Here is a 13,065-nt window from a genome sequence, read left to right as displayed (position 1 = left end):
TTCCCGGGTCGCCCGCCCTTTCCCGGCTCGCCCGGTCCGCCCCGGCCCGGCCCGCTCGCTCCCGCTCCGTCCGGCGCTGACTGTCAGTGGTGCCTCCTATCGTCGAGGTCATGGGAGCCGGGCCGGGAGCCGGGCTCCGGCTTTCGGCTTTCGGCTTTCGGCTTTCGACGAGCCAGGAGAGGTCCCCGCCCATGGAGTTCCGTATCGAACGCAGTGCCCTGACCGACGCCGTGTCCTGGGCGGCGCGTGTCCTGCCCGTGCGGTCGCCCGTCCCCGTGCTGGGCGGGCTGCTGCTGGACACCGAGGGCGGGGGCGGCGGCCCCGGGCCCCTGCGGATCTCCGGGCTCGACTACGAGGCGTCCGCGCGCATCGACGTGGACGCCGAGGTCGCGCGGCCCGGAAAGGTGCTCGTCATGGGGCGGCGGCTGCTGGACATCTGCAAGGTGCTGCCCGACGGGCCCGTGGAGTGCGCCGTGGAGGGCTCGCGGTTCACGGTGTCGGGCGACGGGGCCCGCTTCGGCCTCTCCGTGCTGCCGCTGGACGACTACCCGGCGCTGCCCCCGCTCCCGCGGGTCCGGGGCGCGGTGGACGCGGAGCTGTTCGCGGCGGCCGTGGCCGAGGTGGCGGTGGCCGCGGGGCGCGACGACACGCTGCCCGCGCTCACCGGAATCCGGCTGGAGCTCGACGGCGACACGATGACGCTCGCCGCGACCGACCGCTACCGCTTCGCCGTACGGACCCTCCCGTGGAAGGCCGCCGCCCCCGGCGAGGCCGCCGATGTCATCGTCTCCGCCCGCCGCCTCACCGAGATCGCCCGCTCCCTGGGCCGGTCCGGGCTGGTGAGCGTCGCCCTGGACGCCGGTTCGGCGGGCTTCGAGCATGCCGGGATGCGGACGACGGTGCGTCTGCTGGACGGCCGCCTGCCGCGCCACGAGAAGCTGTTCGCGATGGCGGACCCGGCGGTCGCGGTGGTGGACCGGGCCCGGCTGGCCGAAGCCGTCAAGCGGGTCTCCGTCGTCGCCGACGGGGACAGCCCGGTGCAGATGGCCTTCTCCCGCGCCGACGCCTCCGTAACGCTCCGCGCGGGGTACGAGGACGACGTGGCGTCCCAGCGGCTGTCGGCCGCCCTGGAGGGAGCGGAGGAGCTGACCGTGGCGTTCAACCCCGGCTATCTGGCGGACGCCCTGGCCTCCTTCACGGAGCCGTCCCTGCGGGTCCTGCTCCTGGGGGCCGGACAGCGCGCGCTGTTCACGGACGAGGCCGGCACGGACGTCCACCGGCACCTGTTGATGTCGGTGAAGCCTCAGTTGGTGTGACCGTGCCCCGGAACGGGAGTACCCAGGAACCGGGGGCGCGGGAACGCCGGAACGGGGGTGCGTCCGGCAGTGAGCCGGACGCACCCCCGTTCCGGGTGCGGTGCGCGGTCAGCAGCTCAGGTTCGGACCGGTGGTGGTGCCGAGGATCTGCGTGAACTGCGTGAACTTGTTGATGCGGCTCTGGACCTGCGCCGGGTTGCCGCCGTTGCACTCCAGGGCGCCGTTGATCGAGCGGATCGTCTCGCCGAAGCCGGCGTTGTTGACGATGGCGTTGTGCGGCGTCATGGTGCCGGGGCCGTTCTGGGTGTTCCAGTACCAGAGGCCGGTCTTCCACGCCACGGCGGCGTTCTGCTCCACCAGGTACGGGTTGGCGAGCAGGTTGATGCCCAGGGCGTCACCGGCGGCCTTGTAGTTGAAGTTCCAGCTCAGCTGGATCGGGCCGCGGCCGTAGTAGGCGGCCTGGCCGGCCGGGCAGCCGTAGGACTGCGTGGTGTCGCAGTAGTGCGGGTAGTTCGCCTCGTTGACTTCCTTGATGTAGTACAGCCCGCCCGTCTCGTGGCTGACGTTGGCGAGGAAGGCCGCGGCCTCGCGCTTCTTCACCTCGTCGCTGCCGGTGTTGGCGAAGGCCGGGAAGGCGCTCAGGGCGTCGGTCAGACCCTGGTACGTGTAGAAGGAGTTCCGGTTCGGGAACATCTGGTTGAACTGCGCCTCGCTGACGACGAAGCCGTTCTCGCCCGGGTTCTCGCCGCCGGTGCCGCAGGCCCCCTTGTCGGCCCAGACGTCCGAGGTGCCCGGACGCTCGTTCTGGGTCCACCACTTCGCGGTGTAGTTGCGGCCGTTGTAGGAGACCGTGCCACCGTTCGTGTAGACGGAGGAGGAGCTCCAGGCCGTGGCGCAGGTCGCGGCCTGCGCGGTGGCGGCGGGAAGGACGACGAGCGCCGCGACGAGCGCGCCGAGCGCGACCAGCAGACTCATGACACGTCGGATCACGTGATCACACTCCTTAGACGCGGCGCGACGTCCGGCCTGCGCCGCCGTGGGGGGTGCCGACACTCAAGCGAGGATGGTCTGGACCTGTCAAGGTCTAGACCATCCTCGAAGAAGGTGCCGGTTCCACCGGTTCCGGCCGCCGCCGCCCTGGGTGATCGTGTCAAGAGGGCGCTCAACAGCCGCTATTCCGGGAGGTTTCCGTCCGGGCCCTCTGCGGCCGGGCGCGGAACCGAAGGTAAAATCTTCCGGCCCGCCCAGCATGCGGACGGTTCCGGGCGGCCGTCCCGGCGGTCGCGACCAGGAGTCCGGGCCCCGTCGCCCCACCGGCCCCGCCCGCCACACCGACGCTGCCGACAGCCGCGACAGCCACGTCAGCCACGTCAGCCGCGACAGCCGCGTCAGCCGACGGTGTCGCGGACCGCCTGGGACGCGTCCACGGGGTGCGGCCAGACCGAGAACCGACGCAGCCCGTAGAGCAGAGGCGGTTCCCGGCGTACCGGGACGGCCGCCCGGACCTCGCCCATGAGCACCGCGTGGTCCCCGACGACCTGGTCGCCGACGACCGAGCAGTCCGCGATGATGTGGGCGTCCTCCGTCAGATGCGGCCCCGCGTCACCGGCCTCGGCCCGCCAGGCGACGCGGTCGAAGCGGTCGAGCGCACCGGACGCGAACAGTTCGGCGGTCGAACGGCCCTGCGCGTGCAGCAGGTTGATGGCGAAGGACCCGCTCTCCCGGACCGCCTTCAGGGTGTTGCTGCCACTCCCCAGGCAGACCAGCACGATCGGCGGGTCGAGCGAGACGCTGCACAGCGAGGTGCACGTCATGCCCCGGGGCGCGCCGTCCCCGGCGATCGCGGTGACCACGCTGACCCCGCTGGGGAACTCCGCCATCAGCGGCCGGATGTCGGGCGCCCGACGGACGGGGGCGGGCCCGGCGGAGGCCGGCCGGGCGGGGGCGGAGCGCGCGGGTCCGGGGCGAACGGGGGCTGGACGGGCGGAAGCGGAACGGGCGGCGGGCTGGGGGTCGGGGCTCACGGCAGGTGACTCCTCACGTTCGCGGGCCGGTCGGGGACAGGGGCGCGGGGGCCGGCGGACCCACCACCCGGGAGTGGCGCGCCCGCCGGCCCCCGCAGCCGCCTCACAGCACGCGGGCCCGCAACACCGATTCGCTGTCGGGGTAGTTGGTCCAGCCCGTCGCCTCCATGTCCACCTGCGCGAACAGGTCCTGGTACTCCTCGTACGAGCGCAGCCGCGCGCCCAGCAGGGCGAACATGTACAGGTCGAGCTGCTGGGGGTAGTACGTGCGGTCGTTCCCGCTCGGCATCATCCCCACCACGACCAGCTCACTGTCCGCGCGCATCGCGGCGCGCACCGTCCGCAGGATGCGCAGCGAGTCCTCGTCGTTCCAGTTCCCGATCACCCGGGAGAGCAGATAGACGTCCCCGCCCTCGGGGACCGGCTCGAAGAAGCTGCCCGGCACGAGCGTGACGCGGTCGGCCACGCCCGCGTCGGCGAACGTCTTCTGCGCGTTGCCCACGACATGCGGCAGGTCCACCAGCGTGCCCCGCAGGGTGGGGTAGCGCTTGAGGACGGCCGCCAGCATCGTCCCCCGGCCGCCGCCGACGTCGACGACATGGCCGGCCCCGGAGAAGTCGTACCCGGCCAGCAGGTTGTCCACGGCGGCGGAGGACTGCATCGCCCTGTCGAACAGGGTCGCGAACTCCCGGTTCGACGCCATGTACTCGAAGAAGGACGTGCCGTGCCCGATGGCGAAGCTCGGCTCACCCGTGCGGGCCGTGTGGAGGGAGTCCGACCAGGTGCGGCTGAACTCGTCCCGGCAGGTCAGCGAACACATGGCCTTGATGCTGCGCGGGTCGTCGGCGCGCAGCACCTGCCCCAGCTCGGTCAGTTCGAACGTCCTCGGCTTCGACTCGGCGAGGACTCCCGCCGCGGCGGCGGCCCGCAGGAACGACAGCAGCCCCTCGGGGTGGGCGTCGACCTCCTTGGCTATGTCCTCGTGCGTCAGCGGGGCGTCGAGGATGTCGGGCACCCCCAGGTCGCACAGCACGCCGATGGCGTGCGACAGCAGACCGGCGGTCATCAGCTCACGCACACGCAGCGTGGCCGGAACGGGGTCAGCGGCATTCGACGAGGTCACGGTGTTTTCTCCTCCAGCACGGTGGCTATCCCGGAAACAGTCAGGCGGTCGTTGATGTAGAGCTGTCGGATGGACATGTTCACGGCGAACTGCTCCCGCAGTTGCGCGACGATGCGCATGAGGAGCAGGGACTCACCCCCGAGTTCGAAGAAGTTGTCGTCCACCCCGATGTCGTCGAGGCCCAGCGCCTCGCGCCAGATCTCGGTCACCCGCCGTTCCACGTCGTTGCGCGGCTTGGCGTACGGAGTGCTGAGCGGGGGGCGCGCCCGCCCGTTGTCCGGGGACGGCCGGGACGGGAGACTCCCCCCGTCCGTCCCCGGCGGTACGGGGCCGGCGGCGACCCGCTCCGGGGCGGCCGGGTCCGTCGTCTCCGTGCCCGGAACGGTGACGGTGAGAACGGGGTGCCCGGTGGCGCCCAGCGCCGCCGCGAGGGCGTCGGCGCCCCGGCGGAGGACGGCCTCCTCCGAACCGTCGACCGGCGTGCTCCCCGGCGGGCGGGTCCGCCAGCGCAGCAGCCGCCAGGGCAGCCCCTCGGCCGCCGCGGCCTCCACACACGCCTCGGCGAAGGCACTCACCAGGGAACGTTCCACCGACGGCCGGTCCTCCGGAGGGTCGATGAGTACGACCGCGCCGAACGGCTCGGCCGCGCGCTGCCGCCACAGTTCCCCGAGCCCGGCCAGGGTTTCCGACGGGTCCTGGGCCGCTCCCCCGCCGAGCGATCGGAGCAACCCGGGGCGGGGCCCGTCGGTCGCGACGGCCGACTCGCTGATGGTCACCGCGCCGTCGAAGACGCCGGACAGGAAGGACGCGTAGGGCAGCATCGGCGCCCGCAGCGCGCCGGGGACGACCCAGCCACGCGGCAGCGCCCCCGTCCCGGCGGAGGGTTCCGTCACCGGCACGGTGCCCGCGACCCATCGGCGTCCGCCCCGGAAGGCGACCGTCGACGCGGGCTCGGCGGCCCGCAGTTCACCGAGGAGCAGCTGCCACAGCGCGTCGTCGACGCGCCCGCGGAGCGGTTCGCCGAGGTCCACGGCCGTGACCGCGCTCCGCGTGTCCCCCTCCGGCCGGCGGCCGGCCGGTCCGTGGACCAGTCGGCGCTCCGGCGGGGAGTCCTCGCCCGTCAGGGCGAAGGCGCCCTGACTGACCACGACGGTCCTGGGCGGCTCGGCTCCCTCGCCGAGCGCGGTGACCAGAGCGTCGGCGAACAGCCCGGACTCGGTCGCTTCCCGCAGCGGGTCGGCCGGTTCGGCGGCGGAGCCGACATCGAGCACCCGCACCCCGGCGTCGGCGGCTCCCCCGGGCCAGAGCTTCGCCACGAGGGCCCGGACGTCGTCCGGGCGGGCCGGGTCGAGCCGGTAGGAGTCCGGCCCCGGGGAGGAGAACCCGTCCGCGAACCGAAGGGTGACGAGACGTCCGCCGTCCGCGCCGAGCAGTCCGGCGGGCGGGTCCTGGAGCTCCGAACGGCCCAGCACGACCAGGACCGTGTCCGGGGACGTACGGGAACCCGTCGGCGCCCCGGAGCCCGGGGACGTACGGGAGCCCGCCTGCGCCCCGGAGCCCGGGGACGTACCGGCCGGGGGGCGGGGCAGGCCGGAGCCGCTCCAGACCCGTGCGCTCAGCGCGACGTCCTCGACCCGTTCCGGCTCGGGCGGCATCAGCGGATCCACCCGCTCCACCCAGAAGGGCCGGCGCTGGAACGGATAGCCGGGCAGCGGGACCGTACGGCCGGGGCGGCCCTCCCGTACCGCCTCCCAGTCGACCTCCACTCCGTGGACCCACATCCGGGCCACCGCGTTGAGGAGCACACGGGGGTCGTGCTCCTCGGCGAAGGCGTGCCGGACGGCGGAGGCGGTGACCGCCGCGTCGCCCAGCGTGTACTGGGCCAGCTTCACCAGCCCGCCGCTGGGCCCGGCCTCCAGGAGGACGGGCGGCCGGTCCGTCGGCAGCGCCTCCAGGCAGGCCCGGAACCGTACGGGCTCCCGGGTGTGCCGGACCCAGTACTCGGGGTCCCGCGCCTCCTCGGCGGTGAGCTGCCGGCCGGTGAGACCGGAGAGGATCGGAACGGACGGCTCCCGCAGGGTCACCCGCCCCACCGCCTCCCGGAGTTCGTCGAGCACCGGGTCGAGCGCCTCCGAGTGGACGGCCCCGGGCGTACGGAGCCGGTGCTGGTCGACGCCCTCCTCGATGAGGTTCTTCTCCAGCTGGAGAATCGCGTCGGCGCGGCCGGAGACGATGCACATGCCGGGTGCGTTGACGCCCGCCAGGGAGGTCCCCGGCAGCAGGTGCCCGACGACGTCCGCCTCGTCCAGCAGCACGCTGAGCGTCAGGCCGCCGGCCTTCCGGATCAGCCGTTCCCGTGTCATGACGAGCGGAAGCGCCTCCTCCAGCTCCATCACCCCGGCGACGCAGGCGGCGGTGTACTCGCCGAGACTGTGCCCGATCATGGCGGAGGGGCGGATGCCCCAGGAGGCCAGCAGCGCGGTCAGGGACCACTCGGTGGCGAGGATCGTGGCGTACCGGCCGTCGGGGACATCGATGTTCTCCCGGTTCGGGGCGGCGTCCCCCGGCGGGTAGAGCACGCCGAGCAGGTCCACATCGCCGGCGGACGCGACGATCCGCGCGCAGCGGTCCATCTCGCGCCGGTAGACCGGATGGGTCTCGTACAGCCGCTGTCCCATGCGCTGGTACTGGCTGCCGGCGCCGGGGTACAGGAAGGCGGCGTCGCGCGGGGTTCCCCCGGTGTCGCCGTGGACCCCGGACGCGGGGTGCCCGAGCGCCTCGGCGAGTTCGCCGGTACTGGACACGACGAGGGCCCGCCGGGCCCGCGAGGGCCGCCGGCCCTGCTGCAGGGTGTGCGCGATGTCGCCGACGTCGACGGCGGTGTTCCGGGAGACGTCCGCCCTCAGTTCGTCGCCGAGTTCGGCGAGCGCGCCGGGGGTGGCCGCCGACAGCAGGACCGCCTCCGGCCGTCCCGTCGGCAGCGGGGCCGTACGGGGAGGCGCCTCGGCGAGCACGACGTGCGCGTTGGTGCCGCCCACACCGAAGGAACTCACGCCCGCCAGCCGGGGCGTGCCGGACCTCGGCCACGGGCGGGCCTCGCCGGACACCACGAACGGGGAAGCGTCGAAGTCGATCAGCGGGTTCGGCCCGGCGTAGTGGAGCGTCGCCGGGATCAGCTCGTTCTCCAGCGCCAGCACGGTCTTGATCAGCCCGGCGATCCCGGCCGCGGCGTCGAGGTGCCCGAGGTTGGACTTGACCGAGCCCAGGACGCAGAACCCCGTGCGGTCGGTGGTGGACGCGAACGCCTTGGTCAGCGCGCTCACCTCGATCGGGTCGCCCACCGGGGTGGCGGTTCCGTGCCCCTCGACGTAGCCGATGGCGTCCGCCGTCACCCCGGCCGTCGCCTGGGCCGCGACGATGACGTCGCGCTGGCCCTGGACGCTGGGCGCGGTGAAGCCGATCTTCCTGGCTCCGTCGTTGTTGACCGCCGACCCCTTGATGACGGCGCGGATGTGGTCGCCGTCGGCGAGCGCGTCGGAGAGCCGCTTCAGCAGCACCACACCGACCCCGTCGCCCGGGGACATGCCCGCCCCGTCCGAGGAGTACGGACGGCAGTGGCCGTCCGGGGAGAACGGCCCGCCGGGCACGAACTGGTAGCCCAGCCGCGCGGCCGGGTTGACGGTCGAACCGCCCGCCAGCGCCATGTCGCACTGGTAGTTCAGCAGATCCTGGCAGGCCAGGTGGACCGCGACCAGCGAGGTGGAGCAGGCCGTCTGCACGGCGACGCTCGGACCGGTCAGGTTCAGCAGGTACGACACCCGGGTGGCGAGCGCGCTTCCGGCGTTGGCCACCGATCCGATGAACCCGTCGACGGTCCCGGGCCTGCGGGCGATCGAGGGGTACACATGGTCCAGGTAGTACTGGCTCGTGGACGCCCCGGCGTAGACGCCGACCGCGCCCTCCTGCCGTCCGGGCACCCACCCGGCCTGTTCCAGCACGTGGTAGGCGCATTCGATGAAGACCCGGTGCTGCGGGTCGAGCAGCTCGGCCTCGGCGGGTTTGATGCCGAAGAACTCCGCGTCGAACAGGTCGGGGTCGTCCAGGGTGCATTCGACCCTGACATGGTTCGGATCGCCCAGCCGGCTCTCGGCTCCCCCGGCCGCGAGGAAGTCCCTGTCGGCCACCGGCCGGATGGAGTCCCGCCCCTCGCGCAGCAGCTCCCAGAAATCCCGCAGCGAGGGAGCCCCGGGGAACCGGCCCTCCATGGCGATCACCGCGATGTCGGACTCGGCGCTGTCGACGCCCGTGTCGGCGCTCATGTGGCCTCCCTCGCCTGGTTCGCCCGGCCGCGCCCGGCCCGGACGCGTCGCTGCCGGTCGGCCCGTTCACGGACCCGTGCCAGTTGCCGTGCCTCCTCGTCGTCGGCGGCGGCCGGACTCGCTTCGAGGAAGCGGGCCACGGACGCGACCGTGGGGTTCTCGAACAGGGCGACGACGGCGATGTCGTGCCCCAGTTCGCGGAGAATCTCGTTCTGCACCTTCACGACCAGGAGGGAGTGCCCGCCCAGATCGAAGAAGTTCTCCTCGGCGCCCACCTGTTCCACGCCGAGGGTCCGCGCCCAGATGGCGGCGATCGACCGCTGGAGCGTCCCTTCGGGCGGTACGTCGGCCGCGGTCCTGCGGGGGGCCGTGGGAACCGGGGCCGCCGCCAGGGCCTTGCGGTCGAGCTTCCCGGAGCTGAGCAGGGGCAGTTCCGGCAGCTGGACGACCGTGGGCGGGACCAGGGCGGCCGGGAGGCGTTCGCCCAGCCAGGCCCGCAGGGTGTCCGGGGAGAGACCGGTCTCCGGGGCGGCGACGAAGGCCACCAGCTGGTCGCCCCGGGGCCCCTCGGACCGGGTCAGCACGGCGGCCTGCCGGACCAGGGGGTGGGCGGCGATCTTGGATTCGATCTCCTCCAGCTCGATGCGCCGGCCGTTGATCTTGACCTGGTTGTCCGTCCTGCCGACGAACTCGATCTGGCCGTCCCGGCGGTAGCGGGCCAGGTCACCGGTCCGGTAGAGCCGCTCGCCGGCCCGGAACGGGTCCGTCACGAAGACCTCGGCGGTGCGGTCCGGGTCGTTGAGGTACCCCCGGGCCAGCGGCAGCCCGCCGATGTGGATCTCCCCGGCGACCCCGGGCGGCACCGGGTTCCCGTACCGGTCCAGCAGATGGATGCGGGTGTTCGGGTTCGGCCTGCCGATGGTGATGTCCCGGACGTGGTCGGCGCTCTCGTAGACCCGGCAGGTGACCCCGATGGTGGCCTCCGCGGGCCCGTAGCCGTGGTACATCCGGGCGTCGGAGCGCTGCCGGAACCGGCCGTACAGGTCCGCGGTGAGCACCTCCCCGCCGCACCAGACGTGCCGCAGGCCGCGCAGCGCGGCCTCCGCGTCGTCCCGCTCGACCATCAGGTCGAGCATGGAGGAGACGAGGTAGACGAAGGTCACCTCGTGTTCGGCGATGGCCGAGAGCAGGTAGGAGACGTCGCCCTCCCCGCCGGGCTTGGCCAGGACGAGCCGGGCGCCGCTGGTCAGCGGCAGGAAGATCTCGTTGATGGAGATGTCGAAGCTGACCGGGGCCTTGTGCAGGACCGCGTCCGACCCGGAGAGCTTCAGCAGGTCGGCCTGCCAGGGAAGCCGGTTGACGATGCCCTGGTGGGTGATCATCGCCCCCTTGGGGACGCCCGTGGAGCCGGAGGTGTAGATGACGTACGCGATGTCGTCCAGCGCGGCCTCGACGCCCAGCGGGCTCCGGTCCAGGCCCGCGATCGTGGTGGCCTCGGCGGCCAGGTCCACATGCGCGGCGTCCGCCGACATGGCCGCCAGCTCGCTCTTCGACAGCATCGCCCCGGTGGTGACGCAGGCGGCGAGGCCGGCGGCCGCGATCAGCTCCCCCTTGCGCAGAGCGGGCCAGGCGGGATCCAGCGGGACGAACGCGGCGCCCGCCTTGAGTGCCGCGAGCATGGCGACGACCAGCTCCGCCGAGCGTTCCAGGAGCACCCCGACGAAGTCGCCCGGGCCGACACCGGCCCCGGCCAGCCGTCGGGCCAACTGGTTTGCCCTGCCGTCGAGTTCGCGATAGTCGAGCCGCCGGTCGCCATCGACGAGCGCGCAGGCGTCCGGCCGGGTGCGGACCTGTTCGTCGAAGAGCCCGGACAGGGTGGTGCGGGGCAGATACTCCGCCCTGTCGGTCGCGTTCCAGTCGTGGACCACGCGCTCGTACTCGGCGGCGGGCATCAGCGGCAGGTCGGCCAGCCGCCGCGACGGATCGGCCACCACCCCGTCCATCAGCGTGGACACATGGCCCAGCAGCCGGTCGAGACCCTCGGCGTCGAAGATCCGGTGCGATCCGGTCGCGGTGACGGTGAGCCGCCCGTCGGCGCCCGAGACGACCTCGACGGCGAGGTCGAAGCGCGTGCTGCCGTTGAAGACCGGGTACTCCCGCCACCGCTGGCCGGGGAAGTCCACATCGCAGGGCAGGGTCTGCCCCCGCTGGGTGAACATCACGTTGAACAGCCCCGCGCCGTCCCGCCGGCGCGGTGGCCGGCCCGCCTCCACGACCTGGTCGAAGGGGACCTCCTGCTGTCCGAAGGCGTCGACGCACACCTCGCGCACCGCGGTCAGCAGATCGAGGAAGCGAGGGTTGTCCCCGATGGCGGTCCGCAGCATGACGGTGTTGCCGAAGTTACCGATCAGCGGCTCCAGTTCGGGCCGCGAGCGGTTCACGGTGACCGTGCCGACGGTGATGTCCTCGGCCCCCGAGTACCGGCCGAGCACCGCGGTCACACAGGCCAGGGTCGTCATGAACAGGGACGCCCCGGAGCTTTTCGCCAGGTCGGCGATGCCCGTGCTGGTCCCGGAGGAGAGCAGCACCCTGCGCCGTACGCCTTCCCCGTCCGGGCCGCTCCCCGCCGCCTCGCTCTCGGCCGGCAGACCGACCGGCGGCGGCCACGGGGTGAGCGCCCGCCGCCAGTGCTCCAGCGATTCGGCGAAGTGCCCGGACGAGGCGCGCTCCTGGTCCCACCGGGCGAACTCCGCGTACCGCACCGACAGCGGGGCACCCGGGTCGGGCGCGAGGCCCTCGGTCTCCGCACGGTAGTGGGCGGAGACCTCGTGGAAGAGCGGCGCCCAGCTCAGATCGTCGACGGCTATGTGATGGACGACGAGCACCAGGACGTGTTCGTCCGGGGCGACCCGGACGAGCAGCAGCCGCAGCGGACAGTCGGCCGCGAGGTCGAAGGGCTCCCGGCCGAACGCGGACGCCAGCCGGTCGACCTCGTCCAGGGCGCGGCCGTCCGGAACGGCCCCCCGGCAGTCGCCGTAGGAGGCGTCCTGGCAGTCCGCGGTCCTCCACGGCAGCTCGACCGAGGGGAGGACGAGCTGCACGGGCATGCTGTCCTCGTCCGTACGGTAGACCGTGCGCAGGATGTCCTGGCGCGCCATGACCGCCTCGAAGGCACGGCGCAGCCGCTCCGGATCCAGCTCGCCGCTGATGACGAAGCCGGCGCAGATGTTGTACGCGGCGCTGCGCGGATCGCGCTGCTGGGCGAACCACATCCGCCGCTGGGCCGCGGAGAGCGGATGGGGGCCGGGGCCGAGCCGGGAGAAGCCGCTCGGCGCGGTGGCGCCGCCCGCGGGTCCGTAGCCCCGCTCGGCGAGCATGCGCCGGATACGTTGCTGCCGGACCGTCGCCGCGTCCTCGGGCCGCCCGGGATCCGCCCCGTCCCGGGTCGGGATCTCCTCAGCCACCGGAGCCCTCACCCTGTGCCGCGGGGGTGCCGCCGTGCGCGCCGTGGCGGAAGGGGCAGCGACCGGGCTTCTCCGCGTTGTCGTCGGGGAGGAAGTACTGCCGCCATTCCCGGTTCTCCGGGTCTCCGTAACTCCCCAGCTCCGGCGAGGGCTGTTCGCTGTCGTAGGCGCGCAGCCGCTTGCGGATGACGCGCCGGGCCGCGATACCCCGCGGTGAGGTGGAGTCCAGCTCCTCGAACACCCAGCGCGGCTGGAAGGTGATCATGAAGGCGGGGTTCGACCGGCTCGCCCGGCGCTTGTGCGCGGGGGTGTTGCAGACGACGAAGATGGGGGTGCCGGCGAAGCTGAACTCCCAGCGGCCGTCCTCGGGGTCCTCGGGTATGCCGTCCGGCCAGGACTCGGGGTCGTGCTGGTGCAGGTACTGCAGGATGTCCCAGAACTTCCGGTAGTAGTACGCGACGTCGCCCGTCTCCCGCTCGGGGCGGAAGAGAGCGATGAGGGAGGTCTCCCGGGCGATCTGCTGGTAGGTCTCCAGGTAGGACGTGATGATCCCGGGCAGCGCCGCCCAGGTCTCCTGGTCGTCGAGATCTTCGATGAAGCCGAATCGCAGCGAGGACTTCTTCGCCGCGGAGACCGCGAAAGTGCAGGGGAACGGCGCGGTGGAGGAGGTCAGTCTCTCCATCAGCTCCGTCACGCTGGACATTCCCCATGCGGGAATTTCGCCGATCACCTGGGAGGTGAAACCCCCGGGGGACGGCAGGGTGTTCGCCGACAACATACGCATGCTCCCTCTCTCGCCCGACGTTCGACTCGACGAAC

At 72.8% G+C, this 13,065-nt stretch carries 7 protein-coding genes; 1 reads left to right on the top strand and 6 read right to left on the bottom strand.

Translation table 11 applies throughout. The features are described from left to right. Nucleotides 1-191: 191 nt before the first annotated feature. Complete coding sequence (dnaN, locus tag PSQ21_RS18825) at nucleotides 192-1,316, top strand: DNA polymerase III subunit beta (protein ID WP_274031736.1); 1,125 nt, start codon at nucleotides 192-194, stop codon at nucleotides 1,314-1,316. Between the two features lie 108 nt (nucleotides 1,317-1,424). Here the strand turns inward: dnaN and PSQ21_RS18820 are convergent, their stop codons facing one another. From PSQ21_RS18820 to PSQ21_RS18795, 6 genes are all read right to left on the bottom strand, one after another. Beyond that, nucleotides 1,425-2,306 carry a glycoside hydrolase family 19 protein gene (locus PSQ21_RS18820; RefSeq protein ID WP_274031735.1) on the bottom strand — a complete coding sequence of 294 codons (882 nt, stop codon included), beginning with the start codon at nucleotides 2,304-2,306 and terminating at the stop codon, nucleotides 1,425-1,427. A 398-nt stretch (nucleotides 2,307-2,704) separates the two neighbouring features. After that, nucleotides 2,705-3,340, bottom strand: coding sequence for a flavin reductase family protein (locus PSQ21_RS18815; RefSeq protein ID WP_274031734.1), 636 nt, complete (start codon nucleotides 3,338-3,340; stop codon nucleotides 2,705-2,707). A 103-nt stretch (nucleotides 3,341-3,443) separates the two neighbouring features. Next, nucleotides 3,444-4,463: a methyltransferase gene (locus PSQ21_RS18810; protein ID WP_274031733.1), complete on the bottom strand. Its 1,020-nt coding sequence runs from the start codon at nucleotides 4,461-4,463 to the stop codon at nucleotides 3,444-3,446. After that, the gene (locus tag PSQ21_RS18805) at nucleotides 4,460-8,782 is read right to left on the bottom strand and encodes a type I polyketide synthase (RefSeq protein ID WP_274031732.1); all 4,323 of its coding nucleotides are present in this window, start codon (nucleotides 8,780-8,782) and stop codon (nucleotides 4,460-4,462) included. The genes PSQ21_RS18810 and PSQ21_RS18805 overlap by 4 nt, the downstream gene beginning before the upstream one ends. Next, a complete protein-coding gene (locus PSQ21_RS18800; RefSeq protein WP_274031731.1) occupies nucleotides 8,779-12,246 on the bottom strand; it encodes a non-ribosomal peptide synthetase in 3,468 nt (1,155 codons plus the stop codon). Before PSQ21_RS18800 ends, PSQ21_RS18805 begins: the two co-directional genes overlap by 4 nt. Then, the gene (locus tag PSQ21_RS18795) at nucleotides 12,239-13,030 is read right to left on the bottom strand and encodes a YqcI/YcgG family protein (RefSeq protein WP_274031729.1); all 792 of its coding nucleotides are present in this window, start codon (nucleotides 13,028-13,030) and stop codon (nucleotides 12,239-12,241) included. The genes PSQ21_RS18800 and PSQ21_RS18795 overlap by 8 nt, the downstream gene beginning before the upstream one ends. Between the last annotated feature and the right edge of the window lie 35 nt (nucleotides 13,031-13,065).

The sequence above is a fragment of the Streptomyces sp. MMBL 11-1 genome (genome assembly GCF_028622875.1).
Taxonomy (GTDB): domain Bacteria; phylum Actinomycetota; class Actinomycetes; order Streptomycetales; family Streptomycetaceae; genus Streptomyces.
Note: the sequence above shows the minus strand (reverse complement) of the source record. Positions and strands in the feature narration are given on the sequence as shown.